Source organism: Arthrobacter sp. HS15c, from assembly GCF_040812005.1.
GTDB lineage: Bacteria > Actinomycetota > Actinomycetes > Actinomycetales > Micrococcaceae > Arthrobacter.
Window position 1 is genome coordinate 129,228 of sequence record NZ_JBFOHM010000011.1, and the last position, 15,009, is coordinate 144,236.

Here is a 15,009-nt window from a genome sequence, read left to right on the forward strand (position 1 = left end):
CGCATGACAGCAGGATATCGGCAGCCAGCTATATACTTCAGACGGTGTCAAGCATGCTGAGGGGGCTGTAATGAGTGATCCACGTGTGGGCCTGGTTATTGAAGACGACCAGGATATCCGGGAACTGGTGCGCACAGTGTTGACGCAGGCAGGCTTTGACGTGACTGTGGCCGGCAGCGGAGCCGAAGGTGTTCTGGCGGCCAAGACGTTGAATCCTGACGTCATCACGCTGGACTTGGGGCTGCCGGACATCGACGGGTTTGAAGTCTCACGGCAGATCCGCGAATTCTCCGACGCGTACATTGTGATGCTTACGGCCCGGACTGATGAGCTGGACACCCTGATCGGCCTGGAATCCGGTGCCGACGATTACCTCACCAAACCGTTCCGTCCCCGCGAGCTGCGGGCCCGTGTGGCCGCGATGATGCGGCGACCGCGTGCCGCGGCGGAGCCTGCGGATGCGGCAGGCGCCACGGAGGCGGTGAACGGTGCCGAGCCGGCGGCAAATGGCCGCGGCAACTACACCCACAACGGGCTGGACCTGAGCTATGCGTCCCGTTCCGTGACCGTGGATGGTGCGGAACTGAACCTGACGCGCACCGAGTTTGAGCTCCTGTACGCCCTCCTGGAGGCGGGCCGGACTGTCCGGACCAAATCGGATCTGGTGCGGCGGCTGCGCGACGAGGATTACGACGTCGGCGGTTACATCAGCGAGGCCGACGAACGTTCCGTGGAAGTCCACATGGGAAACCTGCGGAAGAAGCTGGGCGATTCGCCGCAGCGGCCGCGCTGGCTCCAGACGGTGCGGGGCGTTGGCTACCGGTTGGCACCGGTCGAGCGCTGAGCCTGGAGGCGGTGCAGGGTCTGCCGGCTGCACTGGTTTATCGGTTTGAGGTACGCGGCCGCGAGCCGAGGCAGCTCCACTGCCACGTCGCCGTGGGCTGAATCGCTGCGAATCGCGCTCTCCAAGTCGAGGGCCAGGCCGGCAAGCCGTTCCGCCCCCACCATCTGGCTGGAGGTCTTGAGGCTGAGGATGGCGTCCACTGCGCCGTCGAGGTCGCCCGTGGTCAGGGCCAGTCGGAGCCGGCCGATCCGGCGCGGAAGGTAGTCGATGAAGTTCCCCACAAAGACCGTGCAGTAGCCCTCATCCTCGTCCAGTTCCTCACGCAACCTATCCAGGACGGATTGGTCCACCAGCGGCCGTCCGGCATCATCAGATTGCGTCATGACGGTCCTTTCCGCTGGGGCCTCCCGCTCCGGAAATGCGGCGGTGACTCGAGGCATTTTTCTTCCTTCAGGTTAGGTCTGTTCCCCTGCCCCGTAAGGGTTTTGGAAAAGAATTGTGGCTTTCTTGATGAGACTGCGGGTTTTGCATCTAGGATCAGAGCCAGTGCGGCCGGCACTGCTTGAAGGTGGCCCAGGCCACGTCCCGATTGGGGGATTGATCGCGTTGTTCCGTACGTTAAAAACCGTGGTCCTCGCGCTTGGTGTGGGCGCCGCTTTGGCCATGGCAGGGATCCAACCGGCCCACGCGGCCCCGGCTGCAGCAGCTCAGATCACCCTGAGTCCCGCACAAGGTCCTGCGGGCACTGCGGTGACGGTTTCCGGGACCGGCCTTAAGGCCTCCACCACCGGCACCGTCATCGCAGGGTCCACCACCTTTTCCTTCCAGACGACGGCGTCCGGGGCCTTCAGCGCCGGCATCACCATTCCTGCCGTCGCCCCCGGAAACCTGACGATCACGGCCAAAACCTCTTCCGTCAAGGCTTCGGCCACGTTCGCAGTTGCGGCTACCCCAGCGCCTCAACCGCCAGTAGTCAGCACGGACCCGTTCCGCTTCGGCGCGGCTACCCCCGGCGGGCCGCTGGCCGCCGCAGAACTGGACGACGTTTCCCGGCTCGCCGGTGAGAGCCCCTCGATGGTGCTCTTCTACGAGGACTTCCTCCAGGCTCCGCCCATTGCAGAGCTGAACGCAGTCCGCGCCCGCGGCGCTGTCCCGCTCCTCACCTGGGAACCATGGGCATGGGGCGGCGGTGGGCTGGAACAGCCCGCCTACTCGCTGGACCGCATCACCGCCGGAGATTTCGACGCGCGGATCCTCGAATGGGGGCAGGCCCTTACCGCCTGGGGCCAGCCCGTTATGCTGCGCTTCGCCCACGAAATGAACGGCAACTGGTACCCCTGGGCCGAAGGGGTCAACGGAAACCAGGCGGGCGACTACGTGCAGGCCTGGCGCCACGTCCATGATGTGGTGGCCTCTACGGGGGCCGGAAACGTCCAGTGGGTGTGGTCGCCCAACGCCCCCTACTGGGGTTCCACCGACCTGGCCGGCCTGTATCCCGGCGCCGGCTATGTGGATATTGTGGCCTTGGATGGCTACAACTGGGGAACGTCCGCCGCGTGGAGCAGCTGGGTCTCGCCGCAGGCCCTGTTTGCTCCCGGCATCGCCCAGCTTCGCGCCCTCGCCCCGGGAAAGACGATCCTTATCGCCGAAACCGCCTCCAGCGAAGCCGGCGGTTCGAAGGCGGGGTGGAACACGGACCTGGTGTCCTACCTGGCAGCCCAGCCGGATGTGATGGGCTTTGTGTGGTTCCACTTCCAGAAGGAAACTGACTGGCGCATCAACAGCAGCGCTTCCTCCGCATCCGCCCTCAGCTCCGCATTGCTGGCCAGGCGAAGTTAGCCGGGTCTTCGCAGCCGGGCTGGTCTTCGAAGTTAGCCGGGGCGGGAGGGGCATGCGTTCCTCCCCGGTAGCTGATCCATACGCCCCGAGATCGGGGCCTACGGATTCCATCCTTGCCGCCGCTACTCAATAAGGACGGCGGCAAAGGATCAAGATCGGCTCAAGTTCCGTGGGAGCCGTGTTGGGGATGGAGGCTGTTGCCCGGCCGGGGAGTGGCCACGTCGCCGAGGAACTGCACCAGCTGGTTCTCCAAGGCTGAGCCGTCCTTCAGCTCGCACTCCCACACGGTCAGGACTTCCCAGCCTGCCTCTTCAAGCTGCCTGCACTGATCGGCGTCGCGGTTCCTGGTGCGGGTGCGCTTGGCTTCCCAGAAGGTGGCGTTGGCTTTTGGCGCGTGCTGGCCCACCCGGCAGTCGTGGAAATGCCAGAAGCAGCCGTTGACGAAGATGACTTTCCGGCGTCCCGCGAAGACCAGGTCCGGGTTGCCCGGCAGGCGGCTCTTGCCCGCCCCGCCATGCAGGCGGTATCGGTAGCCTTTGGCATGGAGCAGGCGGCGGACCACGAGCTCGGGCTTGGTGTTCTTGCCCCTGATCCGTGACATGTTCCAGCTACGCTGCTCGGGAGTCAGCCTGTCCGCCATGATTCCAGTCTAGGCAGGTCCTAGATGTCGCGTTCCGGCTGCTCTCCTAGCTGGAAATGGCGGCCGCTGACGGATGTGGGAACGATCTCCACGTAGAAATCCTTGAGCGTGGGGACCCACGTCTTGAGCCCCAGGCCCTCCACAGCGGCGAGGTCCGCCGAGTTGGTCAGGACCCGGGCAGTTCCCCTCAGCACCACGGACCACGCTTCGTCGGACAGGATGCCGTCCGTTTCGAAGAGGACCCTGGAATTGATGGTGAGCTGGGCAAGCTTGTTTCCGGGTGCCGTCCGAAGGTAGATCTTGCGGTCCGAGGTCAGGTAATTGACCGGGAAAATGTCGGGCTCACCTGCCACCGAAACCACCAGCCGGCCGTGTTTTGTGGCGTCGAGGAGCTTCCAGGACTGCTCTTCGTCGAGTTCCAGGACGGGGTTGCCGTCGGCGTGATTAAACATCATGAACCCATTCTTCTACGTTCTGTAGAAAATGACCAGAGTTTTCTGTACCCGAATACACCACGAGCCTATTGACATCTCCTGTCAACGCTTAACGCACCGGAAACAAACCTGTGACCGATCCGTCGTTCCTGATGGCTACGGTCGCAGGAGACAAATGGTTCCCGCACGGAAAGCGACGCACTCATGAGCAACGACCTGGAGAGTACCCGGGTACTGGAGCCGACAGCGGCGGGCAGTGCCGCCGTCGTCAGCGGTACAGGACAAACCACGACGGCGGGCAACGCTGCCGCACTCAGCGCCACCAAGGAGAGCCTGGAGGATTACACCCTCCGGTTCGCGCCGCGTTCGTACCGGAAGTGGAGCGCGGGCGTGGTGGCCACCAGCGCACTGGGCGGCATCGCCTACCTGGCTGACTTCTCGATCGGTGCGAACATCGGCATCGCCTACGGCACCACCAACGCGATCTTCGGCATCCTGGTGGCTGCGGTCATCATCTTTGCCACCGGCTTTCCGCTTGCCTACTACGCGGCGCGGTACAACATCGACCTGGACCTGATCACCCGCGGATCCGGCTTTGGCTACTACGGATCCGTGGTCACCAACGTCATCTTTGCCACGTTCACGTTCATCTTTTTTGCGCTGGAGGGTTCCATCATGGCGCAGGGGCTGGAGCTGGGTCTGGGGGTCCCTCAGTGGCTCGGATACGCCGCGTCCACGGTGATCATCATTCCGTTGGTCATCTACGGCATGAACACGCTGGCCAAGCTGCAGGTGTGGACCACCCCGCTCTGGCTGCTGCTGATGGTGGTTCCGGTGGGATACCTGGTGATCTCCCACCCGGAGAGTATCGACAGCTTTTTCGCCTACGCCGGCGAATCCGGTGCGGAAGGACCCAATCTGGCATCGGTGATGCTGGCCGCGGGCGTCTGCCTGTCGCTGATGGCGCAAATCGCCGAACAGATCGACTACCTGCGGTTTATGCCGCCGCGTACCGAAGCCAACAAGGGCGCGTGGTGGCGGGCCGTGATCCTGGCCGGACCGGGCTGGGTGATCTTCGGTGCGATCAAGCAGGTTGTGGGCATGTTCATCGCGATCTACCTGATTGCCACCCTCGATCCCGCGGCGTCGGTACACGCCAATGAGCCGGTCCACCAGTTTCTGGGTGTGTACCAGGAGATGATGCCGGCCTGGTTGGCCATGACCCTGGCCGTGGTGCTGGTGGTTATTTCGCAGATCAAGATCAACGTCACCAATGCCTACTCGGGGTCGCTGGCGTGGACCAACAGCTTCACGCGCATCACCAAGACCTACCCGGGCCGCATGGTGTTTGTGGTGGTCAACCTGGTGATCGCGCTGATCCTGATGGAAGCCAACATGTTCGACTTCCTCAACACCATCCTGGGCTTCTACGCCAACTGCGCCATGGCCTGGGTGGTGACCGTGGCGTCTGACATCGCCATCAACAAGTACCTGCTCAAGATCTCACCCAAGACGGCGGAGTTCCGCCGCGGCATGCTGTACGCGGTGAACCCCGTGGGATTTGTGTCCATGCTGGTCTCTGCCGGGATCTCCATCGCCGTGTTCTTCGGTGCGTTCGGTGCCGCCATCCAGCCGTTCTCGCCGATCTTCGCCGTGGGGCTGGCACTCATCCTGCCTCCGGTCCTCGCGCTGGCGACCGGCGGAAAGTACTACCTGCGGCGGACGGACGACGGCATTGACCTGCCGATGTTCGACGCCGACGGCAACCCGAGCGACCACAAGCTGCTCTGCCATGTCACCGGGTTGGAGTTTGAACGCCCGGACATGATCCGCTCGGCCCAGGACGGGCCCGACGGCGAGCCGCAGTATGTGTCGTCCCTCGCCCTTTCCACCGACAAGACGGGGCAACTGGTGCTGCCGGCGCAGACGTAGCCTTTGACGCTTTTGTGCCGCAGGCGGCCCGTGCCTTCGCACGGGCCGCCTGCGTGTTCCCCCTCACATCCGGAATAGTTGCAGACGCCAGTCAGTTGGGTAGGGCAGTACCACTTCATTTCTGAAAGGAACTGCGCATGCTGTTTTCCCCGTTGACCCTCGGCGAGCTTGAGCTTCCCAACCGCCTGGTGATGGCGCCGCTCACCCGCCTCCGCTCCGGCGAGGAGGGTGTTCCCGGCCCGCTCGTCGTCGAGCACTATCGGCAGCGCGCCTCCTTGGGCCTCATCGTCAGCGAGGGCACGTACCCGAGCCCCGCCGGCCGTTCCTATCCGGGACAGCCCGGGCTGGTCACCGAGCAGCAGATCGCCGCCTGGAAAAAGGTTACCGACGCCGTTCACGCTGAAGGCGGCCGCATTTTTGCGCAAATCATGCACGGCGGACGCGTGTCCCACGAGGACATTACGGGCGGCCACCGCATCGTGGGCCCGAGCGCCGTCGCCATTGACGGCGAAGTCCGGACTCCCGCAGGCAAGAAGCCGTACCCCGTGCCGCACGCGCTCACCTCAGACGAGCTTCCCGTCGTCCTGGGCGAGATCGTCACCGCTTCACGGAACGCGGTCGAGGCTGGCTTCGACGGCGTGGAGCTGCACTCGGCCAACGGTTACCTGCTGCACGAATTCCTGGCGCCCAACGCCAACGTCCGCGATGACAGCTACGGCGGTGCCCCGGAAAACCGGGCACGCTTTGTCATCGAGACGGTCAACGCCGTCGTCGCAGCCCTGGGTGCCAATCGGGTGGGCATCCGCATCTCGCCCGAGCACAATGTCCAGGGCATCGCCGAAACCGACCTGGCCGACGTCCGCGCCACCTACGAAGTGCTCGTGGACAGCATCGCACCGCTGAACCTCGCCTACCTGAGCATCCTCCACCACGAGCCCACCGGCGAGCTGGTCCAGGATCTCCGCGCGCGCTTCGACGGGACGTTCCTGGTGAACACCGGCTTCGGTGTGGTCACCACCCGCGACGAGGCAGTGGCACTCGTGGCCGACGGCCACGCCGACGCAGTGGTGGTTGGCCGTCCGGCCATCGCCAACCCTGACCTGGCCCGCCGCTGGAAGGAAAGCCTGCCGCTCAATGAGCCGGACGCGTCCACGTTCTACGGTGAGGGTGCCAAGGGGTACACCGACTACCCCGCGTACCAGGGCTAAGCAGCGCTTAACGACGACGGCGGCACCCGCGTGGGTGCCGCCGTCGCTGGCTGCTCGGTGTGCTGTCCCGGCAGCGCGCGCCAAATAGCCATCCGACGGCCTTTTTGGCTCATTTTGTAAAGAGTGGTCCGCCTGGATCCTAGAGGTGCCGGGCGGTAAAACCAGAATACTCCACCGAATGGAGTATTGCTAGGATTTGTTGTTCCGCGACAACATCAGACGGCCTGCGGTGCGGACGATAGGCTGGGCCGCATGACCGACCCCGCTTTCGAAGCAGCATTCCAGGCCGCACAAAAGAGTCTCGGCGAAGGTGGCATCCCGATCGGGGCCGCGCTGGCGCGCGGTGGGGAAGTCATCGCCGCCGGCCACAACCAGCGTGTCCAGCACGGCGATCCCATTGCCCACGGCGAGATGTCCGCCCTGAGGACCGCCGGACGTCAGCGCAGCTACCGGAACACGGTCCTCTACACAACGCTGGCGCCGTGCGCCATGTGCACCGGGACCATCATCCAGTTCAAGATCCCCAAAGTTGTGGTGGGTGAGGCGCAGACCTTCCCGGGCGAATTCGATCTTCTGAGGTCCCGCGGCGTAGAGGTCGTGGTCCTGGATGACCAGCGCTGCGTTGACATGATGCAGGCCTTCCAGCGCGACAACGCCGAACTGTGGGCCGAGGACATCGCCGAATAGCCGTTAGAGGAAGGCCTCGCGACCCGTTCCCTCGCGCATCACCAGCTTGCCGTCCTCGATCGAAACCAGCACGCTCTTGGGCCTTCCGCTGACTTTGAGGATGGCTTTCAAGCCCCTGTTGGTGACTTCGACGCCTACTTGCGCACCCTTAGCGGGCAACTCCACGGATGCTTCGAAGGCTTCCCCCAGGAGGGGGTTGGTGGAAACTCCGACGTCGCGGCGTACCTCCTTGCCGTTGACCATGACGGTGATGTTGGCCTCGTCGAATCCTTCCTGGAAGACGATGAGCAGTTCCCGCATGGTGGCCTCTTCCTCGAGAATGAATACCGGTGACGGCACCTCCACTACAGCACTTCGCGGCCCGTAGCGGAATACCCGACCCGGCAGCATCCGCTGGCTTTTCGCTGGAGACGGTCAGACCCGTAGGGCAAAATGTTCTGGTGACCCATCTCCCGCACGCCCCGTCCGCTCCCGCATCCGCCCCCGCATCCCCCCAGACACCGGACAGCGCCATCCACGCCCAGATCGCCGCCGAGCTCGGTGTGAAGACCTGGCAGGTCAAGGCCGCCGTGGAACTGCTCGACGGCGGGGCCACCGTCCCGTTCATCGCCCGGTACCGCAAGGAAGCCACCGGGACGCTGGATGACACACAGCTCCGCGACCTCGACGAACGGCTGCGTTACCTCCGCGACCTGGAGGACCGCCGTCGTACTGTCCTCGAGGCGATTGCCGCGCAGGGCCAGCTGACGCCCGACCTGCAGGCCGCGATCCTGGCCGCGGACACAAAGTCCCGGCTGGAGGACATCTACCTTCCGTTCAAGTCCAAGCGCCGCACCAAGGCCCAGATCGCCCGCGAAGCGGGGCTGGAGCCGCTCGCCGACGCCCTGCTGAAGCGGCCGGAGCTGGATCCGGAGCGCGAGGCCGCCAAGTACTTGAACGCTGAGCATTCCATTGATGACCCGGCCGCGGCGCTCGCCGGCGCGCGTTCCATCCTGGTGGAGCGCGTGGCCCAGGACCCGGACCTTGCCTTGACCCTGCGGGACAGGCTGTGGACGCAGGGCCGGATGGTGTCGCGCGTGAAGAAGGGCAAGGAGACCGAGGGGCAGAAGTTCGCCGACTACTTCGAGTTTGCCCAAGCTCCGTCCGGGATGCCCTCGCACCGCGTGCTCGCCCTGCTGCGTGGCGAGAAGGACGGCGTGCTGGAACTGGATCTCGCCGAGGCGGATCCGACTAACGACGACGCCCTTGCCGCCGCCCGTGCCCGCTACGAGGGTGCGGTGGCCAGGTGCCTCGGCGTGGCCGAACGTGGCCGTCCCGCCGACGCATGGCTCATGCAGACCGCCCAGCTGGCGTGGCGCACGCGGGTGCTCGCCCGGCTGACGGCCGACCTTCGCGGCCGGATGTTCACCGCCGCCGAGGACGAGGCCGTCCGCGTGTTTGCAGCCAACCTGCGCGACGTCCTGCTGGCCGCACCCGCCGGCAACCGCGCCACCCTGGGCCTGGATCCGGGGCTGCGGACCGGCGTAAAAGTTGCCGTGGTGGACGGTACGGGCAAGGTGGTTGCCACCGATACCGTGTACCCGCACGCGCCTGCGCGGAAGTGGGACGAGGCCCTGGCCACCCTGGTCCGGCTGGCACAGAAACACAACGTTGAGCTCGTGGCCATCGGCAACGGCACGGCGTCCCGCGAAACTGACAAGCTGGCCGCCGAACTGATTAAGCTGCTGCCGGCCGCGGAAAAGAAGCCGCAGAAGCTGGTGGTCTCCGAAGCGGGGGCATCCGTGTATTCGGCGTCCGCGCTGGCAGCCGCGGAGTTGCCGGGCATGGACGTGTCCCTGCGCGGGGCCGTCTCCATCGCCCGCCGGTTGCAGGATCCCCTGGCCGAACTGGTGAAGATCGATCCGAAGTCCATCGGCGTGGGTCAGTACCAGCACGATGTCACGGCAGCGAAGCTGGACCGCAGCCTGGACGCGGTAGTGGAGGACTGCGTAAACGCGGTGGGTGTGGACGTGAACACGGCGTCGCCCGCGCTGCTGAGCCGCGTAGCCGGCGTGGGGCCGTTGCTGAGCGAAAACATCGTGGCATACCGGAACGAACACGGCCCGTTCGCCAAGCGCACTGATCTGAAGAAGGTCCCGCGGCTCGGCGCGAAGGCGTTTGAGCAGTGCGCTGGCTTCCTCCGGATCACCGGGGGAGCGGAACCCCTGGATGCGTCCAGCGTGCACCCGGAGGCCTACTCGGTGGCGCGGAAGATCCTGGTGGCAGCCGGTTCGGCGCCGGCGTCGTCCCTGGACCCCCGGACGTTCGTGGACGGGACCTTCGGTTTGCCCACCGTGCAGGACATCCTGGCCGAACTGGACAAGCCCGGCCGGGACCCCCGCCCCGCGTTTGCCGCGGCGACGTTCGCGGAAGGCATCGAGAAGATCTCAGACCTCAAGCCCGGCATGGTGCTCGAAGGAACGGTCACCAACGTCGCCGCTTTTGGTGCTTTTGTGGACGTCGGTGTGCACCAGGACGGGCTGGTCCACGTGTCGGCCCTGGCCAACCACTTTGTCTCCGATCCTCGCGAGGTGGTCAAGTCCGGCCAGGTGGTGCGGGTGAAGGTCCTCGAGGCTGATCCCGAGCGGAAACGGATTTCCCTGACCCTGAGGCTCGACGACGAGCCGTCACCGTCTGGGGGCGGTGGCGGCGGTGGACGGCAGGAAAGTGGTCGCGGTGGCGGTCCTGGGGTTCGTTCGGAGGGCGGCCGCGGTGGAGGTGGACGTCCGGAAGCTGGCCGTCAGGATCGTGGGCGGCAGGAAAGTGGCCGTAACGCCGGCGGTCGGCCGGAAGTCAACCGCCAGGATCGCGGGAAGACCCAGCAGCCGGCCACTGGCAGGCCTGCCACGCCAAAGTCCGCGCCGAAGCCTGCACCGGTGAACACGGCAATGGCGGAGGCGCTTCGCAAGGCAGGCCTCGGTAAGTAGCCGGTTTCGTGGCACATTGAGGCCTGGCTGGCAGGACTAATAAGCCCGGTTTAGGTGCCTAGGCGTTCCGCGTGGCTCAGCACTAGGGCCCAGTCAGGGAGAGAGTCCTCGGGCAGGCGCCAGCCTGCTAGTTGGTCTTGCAGAGGCCGGTCATGCGGCGGGCATTCGTAAGCATCCGGATCGGGATCCGGTTCGTCGAACGGCCGCTGCAGCCGGACCCACTCGGGCAGGGGATCTTCGGGCAGGGTGTCTTCGGGTTCGGTCTCTTCAGGCAGCGGGTCTGCCGCTAAACGATATTCGGACGGCGGGTCTGCAGGCAATAGATAATCGGACTGGATGTCTTCGGACACGACTGGGCCACGTTCCCGGTCTCTTAGCTGGTCCAGAACTTGGGGTGGCCACTGGGGTGGTTCCCAGTCCTGGTGTTCGCTTTGGTACCGGCGGCCGGTGGGTGAAATCCAGCCGGGCGGTTCGTCTTTGGTGGCTTCGGTGGGTGTCCAGGCTGTGGTGTGTTTCAGCCGGTGGTGTTTGCGGCACAGTGACCCGAGATTGGTGATGCCGGTGCCGCCGCCGTCGGCCCAGGCGAGGATGTGGTCGGCTTCGTTGTCCAAGGACTGGTTGTTGCAGCCGGGGAACGAACATTTACCGTCCCGGAGTCTGAGCCATCGCCGCATGGCCGGTGGGATCCGGTAGCTTTCCCTCCCGATTTCCAGGGGTGCCCCATCCCGAGGATCAATGAGGACCCGGCGGAACGACGATGCCCCGTCGGCTACGAGTTCGCGGGCCATTGAGGCCGGGATGGGCCCGTAGCCGTCGAGGTCGGCCGGTTCCTCGGTGAGGCCCATCAGGGCAAAGACCGGCACGGTCACCAGGACCTGCGCCGCCGGGGACGGCACCCGGCCAGCAGCGGCCACGGCCCCATCTGCAACGACGCCCGCAGCGACGCCGTCTGTGACCGGAAGGCGGCCAGCCACGACATCGTCGACCCCGTCAGCGACCGGAACACCGCCAGCCACGCCATCATTGCTGGTGCTGGTGGTCGCTACATCTGTCTTGCTGCCGGCGGCTGTGTCTGTGTTGCCGCCCGTTGGGTTGCTGGTGGTGAAGCCGGCGCTGAGGAGCAGTTTGGCGGTGACGTCGGCGCGGAGCTGGGTCAGTGTCCGGTCCTCGGCGGGACCCTGCAGGCCGCGGGCTGTGGCGGTGACGCCGTTCCAGATCCCGGCCGCCTGATCGGCGGGCAGGTAGGCGGAGAGCCAGGCCATCCCGTCCCGGTCCGGCGCGTACTCCAGCCGCCGGTCCAGGACACTCCTGGCGTGGCGTTTTTCGATGCTGACCGGGTGGTGCCGTTCCCGCCACGTCCGCGCCTTGTGCCGGAACCGGGACGGAACCATCTCCCCGGCCGGGCACGTGGCGGGGTTGGGTGCGTCCGGGTCCAGGAAATGCGCCTCCAACGCCGCCGCCCCGGCTGGATCCAGACTTGCAGCCTCGTCCACCATGACCCGGGCGTGCTGCCACGACAGATCCCCGGCCTGCAACGCGCCGAACGTCAGCGGCAGCGTGGTGGTAAGTTCACGGGACTGGGCCAGCAGGGCCGAGGCCGAGCGTTCACTGACCGTCAAGGCACACGCGACCTCCGAGACGACGCCCATCTCCTGGGCTGTGTGCTGGCCCGGACTCCTGGCCGGTGCCGCCATGGCCTCGGACGTCCCGGCGAACCCGGAAACCAGACGCACCCTCAAGCCAGCCACCATGGCATCAACCCGCGCCGAAACGGCCAGCCCGTCCAGACACGCATCCGCCTGCTCCCGCAAAGGATCCGCACCGCCGTAACCCGCACCGCCCGAACCCCGACTGCCAACCCCACGGCGCACACAGTCAGCCAACTCCGCAGCCGACGCCAAAAAGGCCTCCACCGCCTCCTCAACTGCCCTGCTTTCCATACCCAAATCATCCCGCGAGGGTCCGACAAAAACGGCGAAGCAGAAGACCTATGTGGATAACTCCGCGGGGAGGCCGACCTGGTTCTGCGGGGATAGAGGATCGGGACTTTAGGCCTCCGCTGGCGCCGGCTCGGCGGACTTCGACGGTTCCTTCTGCCACGGCCAGCGTCCGGTAATTTCCAGCTCCAGCGAGAAGCTCAGGAAGGTCCTGATGAGCACGATGATCGCCAGCACACCCACGCTCTCGAAAGTCGGTGTCACGGCCACCGTGCGGATGATGTCGGCAGCCACCAGCAGTTCAAGGCCCAGCAGGATGGACCGCCCCAACAGCTGCCGATATGACCGGTATACGGTCAGCTTTTCGGATCCTGCGGGGAGCTTCCGGGGCTGGTAGCCGCGGAGGGCCATCGGAATCGACACCACAGCGCCGATGACCATCACTGCCACCCCGGCGAAGTCCATGAACCTGCCGACGGCCTCAATGATGTGCTGGAAGTCCACAATGCTCCTCGATGACGACGCGTTCAACTACACGTCGACGCCGGTCAGGCCCGCGTCGACGGTCCGGCCCCAAGTGTACGTTCGCGCGGGTGGGCGGGGCATCAAGTGTACGTTCGCGCCAAGCCTGGGAGGGTGGCTTACGGGTGGCGGACGCCTGTGCCGGCCAGGATGTCGCGGTAGCCCTCACGGAAAGACGGGTAGGCGAACTCGAATCCCGTGCTCCTGAGCAGGGCGTTGCTGCAGCGTTTGTTGCCGCCCCTGGCTTCTCCGGCCGGGCCAACAGGTGGTTCCGGAAACCCCATCTCGGTGGCCAGGAAACGCATGACGTCTCCAAGCTCGGCGGGAGAATTGTCCACACCGACATATACCGGAGCGGGCATGGAAGGCGAGCACACGAGGCGGACGATGGCCGCCGCAGCATCGTCACGGTGAATCCGGTTCGTGTAGCGCGGCTCGTCAGGGATGACCGCCTGTCCGCTGCGAACCTGGTCCATGAGCCGGGTTCGCCCGGGCCCGTAGATCCCGCCCAGCCGCAGCACAACCGGCGAAGAACCGGGGCCGCGCAGCCGCGAAACCAGGAGCTCCTCCGCCTCGCGGATGATGCGGCCGGAGAAACCGCCAGGCGCCGGCGTCGTACTCTCATCCACCCAGCCGCCGCCGGCGTCCCCGTATACCGCTGTGGACGAAACGAAGAGCACCCGCCGAGGCGTCACGCCGTCGCGTTCCAAGGCGTCCAGGACGTGTGCCAGCCCGTCCACATAGGCGGCCCGGTAGGCCGCCTCAGTGGGCGAATCAGCCGCGACGGCTACGACGACGGCGGTGGTGTCCGCCGGGATGGCCGGCAGGTCGGCGGCGGTCAGGTCAGCCGCGATGCCCGTGATCACCGGAGGCAGCTTTTCCGGCGAGCGGCGCCAGCCCACCACTCTGTCCCCGGCCGCGGCGAATCGCAGGCCCGCTTCCGTGCCCAGGTCGCCGCAGCCGGCAAGGAGAATGGTCATCCGATTAGGGGGCAGGGACCGGGAAAAACACGCGGGGGTCCTGCAGGAGCGCCGGGTAGTCGAACGCAGACCGGTCGATCACCTCGGTGACGCTGAAGTTGCGGCCGAAACGGCCGTCCTCGAGCGTGATGGGCCGGCCCAGCACCTGGCCTACGGCGAATTTGGCGCCGTCCTCGAACGACACAGCCACAGCGGTCTTGCCCGGGAGGGTGGCAAAAGCTTCCTCCTGGGCCTGGCGCTTCCGCGTGGGCTTCTTGATTTTCGGTTTGGGCGCCAGCTTGCGGGGCTGCTTGGAGGGGCGGCGGGATCCGTCGTCAGCGTAAACGGGGGAGTAGTCGTCCTGGTCGGCTGCGAGGGCGCGGCGGACCGGCGGCAGGGCGACGGTGTTCAGCGTCTCCGGACTGAATTCTTCGTGCGGGGTGCGCAGGATCCACAGGATGTCATCCTCGGGGTCCGCGGGCAGGAACTCATGCTTGGGCTCGGGCCAGATGTAGTCGATGTCCGGTACGGCGTCCGGGAAGACCGTTTTGTAGAACTTCGGTTCCTTGCGCAGGAGCTTGGAACGGTGGCTTAGGTGGAAATCCGCATTACCCAGCCACGGCGGCATGGGGATCTTGGCCGCGTAGTCCGGGTGGGCTGCCTGGGGTGCGAACTCCGCGATGTTTGCGCGGGTGTTGTCCGGGTGGCCGCGCTCGGTCCACTCGTCCACCATGGCCAGTCCGTACATGGTCAGGGCCGGAACGTAGCCCATCCACATGCGGACCGCGGGGTGGTTCTGCCAGCCGTACTCAGGAATGACAAGCGCCCGAAGGGTCTGCAGCGCCTCGACGCGCTGCTTGCCAAGCCTGGCAGTGTCCAGTGCGGCGGCGCTCTGCCGGAAATCGGGGTACGGGAGGAAGGTTTGCATCCCTTCAGTCTGACGGCATGCGGCCCAAGTGCCAATTGCAGTGCCGGCCGCCACAGGAGCGGCGCCGGGAATGTTCACATAGTGGACCGATGCATACAGCGGATGGGCCCAAC

The 15,009-nt window shown here is 65.7% G+C and carries 14 protein-coding genes; 6 read left to right on the forward strand and 8 right to left on the reverse strand.

The annotated features are described in order from the left end of the window. Positions 1-70 precede the first annotated feature (70 nt). The gene (locus ABV518_RS18540; RefSeq protein ID WP_367769907.1) at positions 71-844 is read left to right on the forward strand and encodes a response regulator transcription factor; all 774 of its coding nucleotides are present in this window, start codon (positions 71-73) and stop codon (positions 842-844) included. On the opposite strand, the gene ABV518_RS18545 is transcribed toward ABV518_RS18540, so the two are convergent. Further along, positions 817-1,227: an Hpt domain-containing protein gene (locus tag ABV518_RS18545; RefSeq protein WP_131134083.1), complete on the reverse strand. Its 411-nt coding sequence runs from the start codon at positions 1,225-1,227 to the stop codon at positions 817-819. The two genes, ABV518_RS18540 and ABV518_RS18545, sit on opposite strands and share 28 nt — an antisense overlap. A gap of 280 nt (positions 1,228-1,507) precedes the next feature. Here ABV518_RS18545 and ABV518_RS18550 point away from each other — a divergent pair, with 280 nt between their 5' ends. After that, entirely contained in the window at positions 1,508-2,683 is a 1,176-nt protein-coding gene (locus ABV518_RS18550) for a glycoside hydrolase family 26 protein (RefSeq protein WP_367770146.1), read from the forward strand. A 160-nt stretch (positions 2,684-2,843) separates the two neighbouring features. Here the strand turns inward: ABV518_RS18550 and ABV518_RS18555 are convergent, their stop codons facing one another. Both ABV518_RS18555 and ABV518_RS18560 read right to left on the reverse strand, forming a co-directional pair. After that, positions 2,844-3,323, reverse strand: coding sequence for a very short patch repair endonuclease (locus ABV518_RS18555; protein ID WP_367769911.1), 480 nt, complete (start codon positions 3,321-3,323; stop codon positions 2,844-2,846). Positions 3,324-3,343: 20 nt separating this feature from the next. Then, the gene (locus ABV518_RS18560) at positions 3,344-3,778 is read right to left on the reverse strand and encodes a pyridoxamine 5'-phosphate oxidase family protein (RefSeq protein ID WP_367769914.1); all 435 of its coding nucleotides are present in this window, start codon (positions 3,776-3,778) and stop codon (positions 3,344-3,346) included. A 183-nt stretch (positions 3,779-3,961) separates the two neighbouring features. Between ABV518_RS18560 and ABV518_RS18565 the strand changes: the two genes are divergently transcribed. The 3 genes from ABV518_RS18565 (at position 3,962) to ABV518_RS18575 (ending at position 7,584) form a co-directional block, all read left to right on the forward strand. Beyond that, entirely contained in the window at positions 3,962-5,689 is a 1,728-nt protein-coding gene (locus ABV518_RS18565) for a cytosine permease (RefSeq protein WP_367769917.1), read from the forward strand. A gap of 137 nt (positions 5,690-5,826) precedes the next feature. After that, the gene (locus ABV518_RS18570) at positions 5,827-6,897 is read left to right on the forward strand and encodes an alkene reductase (protein WP_367769920.1); all 1,071 of its coding nucleotides are present in this window, start codon (positions 5,827-5,829) and stop codon (positions 6,895-6,897) included. Between the two features lie 252 nt (positions 6,898-7,149). After that, on the forward strand, positions 7,150-7,584 hold the full coding sequence (locus ABV518_RS18575; protein ID WP_367769923.1) for a nucleoside deaminase: 435 nt from the start codon (positions 7,150-7,152) through the stop codon (positions 7,582-7,584). 3 nt (positions 7,585-7,587) lie between these two features. Here ABV518_RS18575 and ABV518_RS18580 read toward each other — a convergent pair whose 3' ends face one another. Further along, positions 7,588-7,905, reverse strand: coding sequence for a hypothetical protein (locus ABV518_RS18580; RefSeq protein ID WP_367770149.1), 318 nt, complete (start codon positions 7,903-7,905; stop codon positions 7,588-7,590). Between the two features lie 119 nt (positions 7,906-8,024). Between ABV518_RS18580 and ABV518_RS18585 the strand changes: the two genes are divergently transcribed. Then, positions 8,025-10,550: a Tex family protein gene (locus ABV518_RS18585; protein ID WP_367769926.1), complete on the forward strand. Its 2,526-nt coding sequence runs from the start codon at positions 8,025-8,027 to the stop codon at positions 10,548-10,550. Between the two features lie 50 nt (positions 10,551-10,600). Here ABV518_RS18585 and ABV518_RS18590 read toward each other — a convergent pair whose 3' ends face one another. From ABV518_RS18590 to ABV518_RS18605, 4 genes are all read right to left on the reverse strand, one after another. Then, a complete protein-coding gene (locus ABV518_RS18590) occupies positions 10,601-12,490 on the reverse strand; it encodes a DUF222 domain-containing protein (RefSeq protein WP_367769929.1) in 1,890 nt (629 codons plus the stop codon). A gap of 108 nt (positions 12,491-12,598) precedes the next feature. Further along, positions 12,599-12,991, reverse strand: coding sequence for a DUF1622 domain-containing protein (locus ABV518_RS18595; protein WP_367769932.1), 393 nt, complete (start codon positions 12,989-12,991; stop codon positions 12,599-12,601). Positions 12,992-13,128: 137 nt separating this feature from the next. Further along, positions 13,129-13,989 (reverse strand): NAD-dependent epimerase/dehydratase family protein, encoded by an 861-nt coding sequence (locus tag ABV518_RS18600; RefSeq protein ID WP_367769935.1) that lies wholly within the window; start codon positions 13,987-13,989, stop codon positions 13,129-13,131. Positions 13,990-13,993: 4 nt separating this feature from the next. Continuing rightward, positions 13,994-14,896, reverse strand: a complete 903-nt coding sequence (locus ABV518_RS18605; protein ID WP_367769938.1) for an MSMEG_6728 family protein — start codon at positions 14,894-14,896, stop codon at positions 13,994-13,996. Positions 14,897-15,009: the final 113 nt, after the last annotated feature.

Bases quoted from the DNA above. Each gene is read 5' to 3' on its own strand.
- ABV518_RS18540 (WP_367769907.1), top strand. From the start codon at position 71: ATGAGTGATCCACGTGTGGGCCTGGTTATTGAAGACGACCAGGATATC.
- ABV518_RS18545 (WP_131134083.1), bottom strand. From the start codon at position 1,227: ATGACGCAATCTGATGATGCCGGACGGCCGCTGGTGGACCAATCCGTC.
- ABV518_RS18550 (WP_367770146.1), top strand. From the start codon at position 1,508: ATGGCAGGGATCCAACCGGCCCACGCGGCCCCGGCTGCAGCAGCTCAG.
- ABV518_RS18555 (WP_367769911.1), bottom strand. From the start codon at position 3,323: ATGGCGGACAGGCTGACTCCCGAGCAGCGTAGCTGGAACATGTCACGG.
- ABV518_RS18560 (WP_367769914.1), bottom strand. From the start codon at position 3,778: ATGATGTTTAATCACGCCGACGGCAACCCCGTCCTGGAACTCGACGAA.
- ABV518_RS18565 (WP_367769917.1), top strand. From the start codon at position 3,962: ATGAGCAACGACCTGGAGAGTACCCGGGTACTGGAGCCGACAGCGGCG.
- ABV518_RS18570 (WP_367769920.1), top strand. From the start codon at position 5,827: ATGCTGTTTTCCCCGTTGACCCTCGGCGAGCTTGAGCTTCCCAACCGC.
- ABV518_RS18575 (WP_367769923.1), top strand. From the start codon at position 7,150: ATGACCGACCCCGCTTTCGAAGCAGCATTCCAGGCCGCACAAAAGAGT.
- ABV518_RS18590 (WP_367769929.1), bottom strand. From the start codon at position 12,490: ATGGAAAGCAGGGCAGTTGAGGAGGCGGTGGAGGCCTTTTTGGCGTCG.
- ABV518_RS18600 (WP_367769935.1), bottom strand. From the start codon at position 13,989: ATGACCATTCTCCTTGCCGGCTGCGGCGACCTGGGCACGGAAGCGGGC.
- ABV518_RS18605 (WP_367769938.1), bottom strand. From the start codon at position 14,896: ATGCAAACCTTCCTCCCGTACCCCGATTTCCGGCAGAGCGCCGCCGCA.